We start from the raw sequence: 7,004 nt of genomic DNA on the forward strand, positions 1-7,004 counted from the left end.
CTATCAGAAAATGCATTAACTTATCATCAGGATTAATGGAGTTTAATCCAATAATACTTCACAGTAAAATAATTGCAAAGGAGAGATTATCTAGATTAAATAAAATAGCTAATTTAGATAAATGGTTTTTAATATCAACACAAGTTATAGAGGCAGGTGTTGATTTATCCTCGGATGCTATGATAACCGAAATTGCACCACCAACTTCCTTAGTACAGAGAGTTGGAAGACTTTTAAGGAAAGAAGAAAACAAGGAAGGCCACTTAACAATTTTCTATGATAAAAGCGAAGGAGGAGAAAAATATACAGTCTATCCAATAGAAATAATCCAAGAGACATTTCAATTTATTTCAACAAATCTTAAGAAAATATTTTGGCATCTACCCATAGTGGATTCCAAAATAGGGTATGAAAAATTCATGGAATATGTATATTTAAAAGCTGGTTTCTCTCCCAAAGTAAACCCTGCAATATCAACCATATTTTCCAATATATTGTTCAAATTAAATGTGAGTTCAGAAAACGTCGTACGTCTAATGGAATACTATGGAAATATTGTAAGAGACAATCCATTAATTATTGGATTAGTACAGTTAAATTCTAAATTTGATTTTAGAGTCGGTGACGAATATTCAATGAAAGAATTAAAAGAAATTTTTATAGAAAGCAGTTTTCCATTGTCTCCTCACGATTTAATGTCTCTATCTAATTATGACTTAAAAGCATTAAAGATAAGTTCTAAAGGATATGTTACATGTTTTAAATTAGATCTAAAAAAATTAATTGTCAATAGACTCAAGTTATATAGTTTCATCAATTATAATAACGTAATAGCAATAATTATTCCTAAAAAATTTTACAATGAAATGTATGGTTTCATGGTGACTTAAATGACTCTGTATGCTTATTATAAACCTGGTGAAAGAGAAGAAACTTTGGAAAGTCACATTAGTAGAGGTATTGATTTTCTAAATAAAATATATTTAGAATGGAATTATCATCTTCAAATTAGTCATAAGTTTAAAATTAATTTAAGTGAAGCTAAAAGAATACTCATCACTACTTATGCACTACATGATATAGGCAAAGCTTATGATCCATATCAATCATTAATTAGGAGAGGCAAGGGTGCACCTGGACATGAAGTGATATCCGCTTATCTTACTAAAAAGCTTCAAGATTTTAATTTGAGGATAATTAGAAGTATGGCGCTAGCAATAATGTTACACCATCATGCTATGCGGAAAATAAGTGAAGCACTTAGTTTAATTTTAAAATATGGAAAGCGATATTACGTTGAGGATAATGAGGTAAAATCTCTTGAGTCTCTTCTAAGAGAAATGGGCATAAAAATCTCATTAAAGCGATGTATTGAAAGCCGGAACATAGTACGTGAATTGTTCAACTTGTTAAGATGCATTCTGGTAGTATCAAAGAATGCAAGTGAGCAGTATGCTCTAGCATACTATTTATTGCATCCATTGATAACTTGTGATATATTAGCAGCATCAACATCAAAAATGCGTTTGGATGATAGGGTATCGTTAAAAAGAATGTTTCTTCAACTTCCTCCATGGGTTAAGGATTTTATAGAGAGCAGAATTTCAAACCCGTTTATTGGATATAGACTTTTGATTGATTGTTGACTTGTTGTTATATGTAAACTTCCATGTTATTAGATGTGCATTCTAACAGTTTGTATATTGTGGTTTTAGAGAAAGCCTATATTGACATCATGGCTTCTTTTATAAACGTACTAAATTACTTAAGAACTAGAATCAATTTTATTAATGTATGGTTGAAAGATGGATTGGTGTTAGGGTTTCAGCTGAAAAGTTGCTTGAGTATGTTGAGAGGTATCTTGAGGAGAGGGGGTCTAAGTATAGGGTTGAGAAGTATTTTAGTAATAATGTTTTGAGGATGGTTTTTATTAAAATTGGGTTTTTTAGGAGAATAATTATTCATGTTTATGGTGATCATTGCTATATTGATTTGCCTAGGGGGTTTGATGATTTAAGGAGAAGGTTGAATTATTTTCCAAAGCATGTTGAAAGGAAGGTTGAGCGTGGAAAATGGTTGATTGAAGCACAAATTTATGAGCGTAAGGCTAGGGATGCTAAGATTGGGTTAATGATTACACTTGTTTTACTGGTGTTTTTGTCGTTGCTTATTGGATTTTATGCGGTTTTAGTGTTAATCTTTTTAGTGCTTCCATTTAGGAGACGGGGTTATGCTTATGAATTTGTTATACCCATTTTATACTTTAAGTATAGGAGGAAAGCTGAGGAATATAGAGCTAGAGCACAGAGGTTGAAGGGATTAAATTATATCTGAATTCCAACTTCGTAGAAAATTTCTAGTTAGATTTAATTATAATGTTGGATTTAATGGTATTATGGTGGATTTTTTGAGAAAAGTTAGAGTTAAGGTTAGAAAGAAGGGTCAATTAACTCTTCCAGTTGAAATTAGGAGAATTTGGGGTTTATCTGAGGGCTCTGAATTAATTTTTATTTATGATGAGAAGAAGGCTGTTGTTAAGCCTCGTAAGAAAATAAAAGTTAGAGATTATTCAGGAGTGTTAGGTAAGCCTGAACTATTAGAAGAAGCATGTAAACCTGTTAGGGGAATTAATGCTGAAAGGATAATTAAAGAGCTAATAAATGATAGGAGAATAGATCTTTCAAGGGAGGAGCAATTATAAGAAACTATTGAATTTAGTTACTCCTTAATTGTTTATTGACGCGTAGGGGGTGATATGACATTATCATGATGAAAAATCTCTTATGGCGAGGTCATTATTAGTAGTACAAATTTTTTCAGTACTTTTAAATAGTAGTACTTAGTTTAACTTTTGGTGAATTATTTGAGAATAGTTAAGGTGACTAGGAAGAGGCAAATTACTATTCCGAAGGAGGTTAGTGAGAAGCTTAACATAAATGTTGGAGATTATGTTAAGGTGTATGTGGACGAGAAAAATAGAATTATCTTGGAAAAGGTTTTGGGTTTAAGTGATTTGGCGGGAGTGTTGAATCCTGGATATTCGTTAAAGGGGCTTGCTGAAGATTTAGATAGATCTAGAAAGGTTGGTGAACGTGGGTAGAGCATTGTATGATTCTAATGTTTTAATTGCCTATTTATTTAAAGAGGAAGATAGATTTGATGTTGCTCGAAAAATTTTAAATGAATATAGGTTAAGGGGAGTGTCAATAATATCGCTGCATGAAGTTCACTATTACTCAGTTAAGTATGGTGTTGAAAGTAAATTTCTAGAGATAAAAGATATACTCACAAAAATGTTTAGAATAATACCTGTACGTCAAGAAACATGTATTATCGCTTCTCATATTAGAAGAGAATTCAATTTACCTGAAATAGATTCCTTAGTTCTGTCAACAGCTGTAGAAGCAAATTATCCAAACTTCTACACTTTCGATAAAGACTTTGAAAAGCTAAACTCTAAGAAAATTAAGAATACGCAGATACATTACATGGAATGTAAGTTGAAATGATGTGTAGTTATTCATTTAACTTCTTCTTTCTCATCTTAAATGTTATTTTAGTATATTTCATGTGGGTGAATATTGTTTCTTTCTTATAGAACTTTAATGAGCATGACTTGACCCTTTTATAATCCACTTCTTTTGGAAGGGTTTTGGCTTTATTTACGAGAGTTAAATTGCTTTCTTTTCTTTTTGAGCTTTTATAGTAAGGTTGTCTAAATTTTCTTTCCATAACTTCGTTAACTTTCAATTTCTACCTTCCATTTAATCATTAAATTGTTTAGTTTATGCTCTATTGGGTTGAGTGTAGGATTTTGGTGAATTGAAGCTTATAAGCTTCTTCTCTATTTTTGAAATTAATGAAATGCTAGAGGTGGCTAATGATTCTTTAAATTATCTTATATTTTCTATTTGGGTGGCTCTTATTAGGAATGGTATAGTAGAGGCTATTAATATGGATCCTGCGAGGTATGGGAGGCTTGGGGAAATTGTTGCTAGTATACTTGTAATGAGAGGCATTACTAGAAATATTGTAGAGTTTAGTGCTGATATACCAGTAGTGATGAGGGCTGCCTCTTCTTTCGTTATTGTTTTGAAGAGCCAGTTTCTGTTAAAGACAAACCATGTTGCGTCGAATATTCTTGTAATAAAAGCAAGGGATAGAAGTATGTAGAAGGGTGGCTTCAAGTAGAATGTGAGTGTTGTTATAGCTATGCCAATGGTTGAGATTATCATTGCATAAAAGCCATAGCGTTCATGTATTCTGTTTACGATAAGCATTGAGGTTACTGTAGCTAGGCTAATGAAGGCTTCGAATAGGGCTATGTGAAATAAATTTCCACTATACTCTTCAATAATGTAATTTACGACTATGAATATTGGAATGAAGCGCCATGCCAGCAAATATAGCATATTAATTATGAAGTATAGTTTAAGTTTTCCTTTAAGTATATTGACTAGATTTTCAATGTCTTTTAATATTGATTTCTTCTCACTTTTTCCTTTCAAGATTACTGGTTGGAAGAACTTTAAGATGTATAAGGCTAAAATTATACTGACTGTCGCGAAGAATAGGAATCCTATCCTAATATAATTCAAGTTTGGATAGAGGAGGCCAAAGACATAGCCTAATATTGGATAGCTGAGGACTATTGCAGCTTCAGGTAGAGCCATGTGCCATATAAGTGTCTCCTTCATTCTATCCTCTGGATATACTGCTCTCTCATATGCCTGATATAGTGGATAAAAAGTTCTTGTAATGTTTGAGATTAAAAGTGATAGTCCAATAAAGATAGGGGCTAAATTTCCCTTGGCGAGATAGAGAAGGAATAGTGTTATGGATTCTAGTGCGTCGATTAGAAGTAGCCCTCTCTTTACATCATGAAATGTGAAGTACATGCCGAGTAGGAGTTTTGCAGGTATTGAGAGTATATCTACAGCTGTGTATAGTATTCCTAGTTCAAGTATCATATAACCTTCTTCAAGGAGATTGTAGGGTAGCATATACCATGTGAAGAGTATAGGTGCAATTATAGTGTGATAGAGTATATAGTATCTTGCAGGCCTCGGCAGCTCGCTCCACTTCACTTCATGACACCTATACGGCTTAATAATAATGTTAACTTAATTATTCTTTACAACTTGGATATTTCTAAGTAAACAATTAATAAGTGATTCGAAGATATGTTAAACTTGTTTCCAACTATAGTCAATAATGTTTGATAGACTTTATTATGCATGTATTTTCGTGAACTTTTTCTCTATTTATGATGTTATTGCTTCTGATGTTGGTGCCAATATTCTAGGTCTGATGGTAATGCTGTTGATGCAAGTATTGCTGTTCGCTTCACCATAAGTGTTTCTCTGTCTCGTTTGTCTGGCTTAATGGAGATTTCTTTGCTATTTTGTGCGATCCTAGTGATAGCATCTATGTTGTTAATGGTAGTTTTTCCTAATAATTCAACTATTTATTGTAGAATGCATCTGCAAATAACCATTGAATATCCAAGATTTAGATGGGTACCGTTCAGCAATAAAATTGAATATGAGCTAGGGATATCATGTTGAATCTATAGATAATTTAGAGTTCTTAGCTTTAGATTATCTGTCAAGGATAGGTGTAGTTGCAATAGTAGAATTAAAGAAAAAATTGAGAGCTGGGTATGTTGATATTCATGGAGATGGAATTCCAACAAGATTAGAATAAAATAACCATGGAATCTAAGCTTACTTATGAATCCCCAATCGAACTATAATCTCTAATAGTCCATTCTCTCTCCTAAATTCTATTAATCCATTCTTCTCCATGGCTTCAATTACACTTCTCGCTAATCTTGCCAGTTTAATTGCATCCTCAATTGAACGCTTACTTCCCCTAAGCCTTTTTCCTTCACGTAGTTTTAATGAAATTTTTATTGCTTTTCTCAGCTTGTTTCTATTCATAATAATCAATCCATTTCAAGTAGTTTTAAGGCTTCCATCAATTTATCCTTCACATTCTCTCCTTCAACTCTCTTTAAAATGTATTGTCTATCAATTTTATCCCATAAAACTGCTATTAATGCTAACACTTTATCTCTATCAATCTCACTTCTCCAGTATTTCCATGCTGATAAATATTTCACTATAAGTTCTTCAGGTGCTTCTAAATATACATAGTAACTGTTCACTTCAATCTTAATCGGACTCTTAGCCTTATTATAGACTGTCCCAACAATTTCAATACCCCTAGTGGCAATGGTTTCAAATAATGGTAAAAAAGCTCTACATGGCTTTTCAGAAATCATACTAAGAAAATTCTCAATAATACTTATTGCTTTACCATCTTCAACTATTATGTCCACATCTAATGTCCTATAAGTTGAACCAGTAAAGAATTCGACTGCAAACCCTCCCACAATAATTATCTTACCAAAACCCCATTCCTCAATTTTAGTGTTAAGCCAAGCCATAAAATACAAAAAACGATTAACATCATTAGAAATATTCTTCAAAGCATTAATTACATCTTTATTAAATTCACTTGTCAGCTCATTAACCTTAGCACATACGAAACTAGAAACCATCACTATTTCTCCAAATACCTATCCTATTCAAATCTTAGAGCTAAATCAAATATTTATCACTAATCCTTTAATTTATTTTAAAATCTAACCGGTACTTTCATCATTAATTTCTTACAAGTTTATTCAGTTCCCATGATCACTCAGAAAAGAAGCCTCCAAAAAGCCTTTTAACCCTAAAAAAGAAAAAATTAATATCGGAACCCAATAAAGGGAATTGAAAGTTGTTTATTGCTTCTCGTATTTCCTCTATATTCTTTTTTGAACCCAATAAAGGGAATTGAAAGAACTAGCTCAAAACGGACTAATCGTCCTAGAACCCATCACGAACCCAATACAGGGAATTGAAAGTAAAAATGTGCATAACCATCTCCTAAGTATGCACCAATCAGAACCCAATAAACGGAATTGAAAGAAGTGCACATTCATACATGGCTAAGTA

10 protein-coding genes are annotated in these 7,004 nt (G+C 32.3%); 6 read left to right on the plus strand and 4 right to left on the minus strand.

The window, feature by feature from the left end; translation table 11 throughout:
• From ACW8TM_RS11790 to ACW8TM_RS11815, 6 genes are all read left to right on the plus strand, one after another.
• Positions 1–890, plus strand: an 890-nt coding sequence (locus ACW8TM_RS11790) for a helicase-related protein (RefSeq protein ID WP_491533500.1), incomplete at its 5' end; no start/stop codon positions are given.
• On the plus strand, positions 891–1,646 hold the full coding sequence (locus ACW8TM_RS11795) for a CRISPR-associated endonuclease Cas3'' (protein ID WP_491533501.1): 756 nt from the start codon (positions 891–893) through the stop codon (positions 1,644–1,646).
• A 148-nt stretch (positions 1,647–1,794) separates the two neighbouring features.
• Positions 1,795–2,334, plus strand: coding sequence for a hypothetical protein (locus ACW8TM_RS11800; protein ID WP_491533502.1), 540 nt, complete (start codon positions 1,795–1,797; stop codon positions 2,332–2,334).
• Between the two features lie 73 nt (positions 2,335–2,407).
• Positions 2,408–2,701: an AbrB/MazE/SpoVT family DNA-binding domain-containing protein gene (locus ACW8TM_RS11805; RefSeq protein ID WP_491533503.1), complete on the plus strand. Its 294-nt coding sequence runs from the start codon at positions 2,408–2,410 to the stop codon at positions 2,699–2,701.
• 162 nt (positions 2,702–2,863) lie between these two features.
• Positions 2,864–3,100, plus strand: a complete 237-nt coding sequence (locus ACW8TM_RS11810) for an AbrB/MazE/SpoVT family DNA-binding domain-containing protein (protein WP_491533504.1) — start codon at positions 2,864–2,866, stop codon at positions 3,098–3,100.
• Positions 3,093–3,509 (plus strand): type II toxin-antitoxin system VapC family toxin, encoded by a 417-nt coding sequence (locus tag ACW8TM_RS11815; RefSeq protein ID WP_491533505.1) that lies wholly within the window; start codon positions 3,093–3,095, stop codon positions 3,507–3,509. The genes ACW8TM_RS11810 and ACW8TM_RS11815 overlap by 8 nt, the downstream gene beginning before the upstream one ends.
• 7 nt (positions 3,510–3,516) lie before the next feature.
• Here the strand turns inward: ACW8TM_RS11815 and ACW8TM_RS11820 are convergent, their stop codons facing one another.
• From ACW8TM_RS11820 to ACW8TM_RS11835, 4 genes are all read right to left on the minus strand, one after another.
• A complete protein-coding gene (locus tag ACW8TM_RS11820) occupies positions 3,517–3,750 on the minus strand; it encodes a hypothetical protein (RefSeq protein ID WP_491533506.1) in 234 nt (77 codons plus the stop codon).
• A 143-nt stretch (positions 3,751–3,893) separates the two neighbouring features.
• Positions 3,894–5,087 (minus strand): MFS transporter, encoded by a 1,194-nt coding sequence (locus ACW8TM_RS11825; protein WP_491533507.1) that lies wholly within the window; start codon positions 5,085–5,087, stop codon positions 3,894–3,896.
• A 639-nt stretch (positions 5,088–5,726) separates the two neighbouring features.
• Positions 5,727–5,942, minus strand: coding sequence for a hypothetical protein (locus ACW8TM_RS11830; protein ID WP_491533508.1), 216 nt, complete (start codon positions 5,940–5,942; stop codon positions 5,727–5,729).
• A gap of 5 nt (positions 5,943–5,947) precedes the next feature.
• Entirely contained in the window at positions 5,948–6,565 is a 618-nt protein-coding gene (locus ACW8TM_RS11835) for a hypothetical protein (protein WP_491533509.1), read from the minus strand.
• Positions 6,566–7,004: the final 439 nt, after the last annotated feature.

The organism is Candidatus Culexmicrobium sp., assembly GCF_058356305.1.

Coding starts and splice junctions, on each gene's coding strand:
- ACW8TM_RS11795 (WP_491533501.1), top strand. CDS start 891: ATGACTCTGTATGCTTATTATAAACCTGGTGAAAGAGAAGAAACTTTG.
- ACW8TM_RS11800 (WP_491533502.1), top strand. CDS start 1,795: ATGGTTGAAAGATGGATTGGTGTTAGGGTTTCAGCTGAAAAGTTGCTT.
- ACW8TM_RS11830 (WP_491533508.1), bottom strand. CDS start 5,942: ATGAATAGAAACAAGCTGAGAAAAGCAATAAAAATTTCATTAAAACTA.
- ACW8TM_RS11835 (WP_491533509.1), bottom strand. CDS start 6,565: ATGGTTTCTAGTTTCGTATGTGCTAAGGTTAATGAGCTGACAAGTGAA.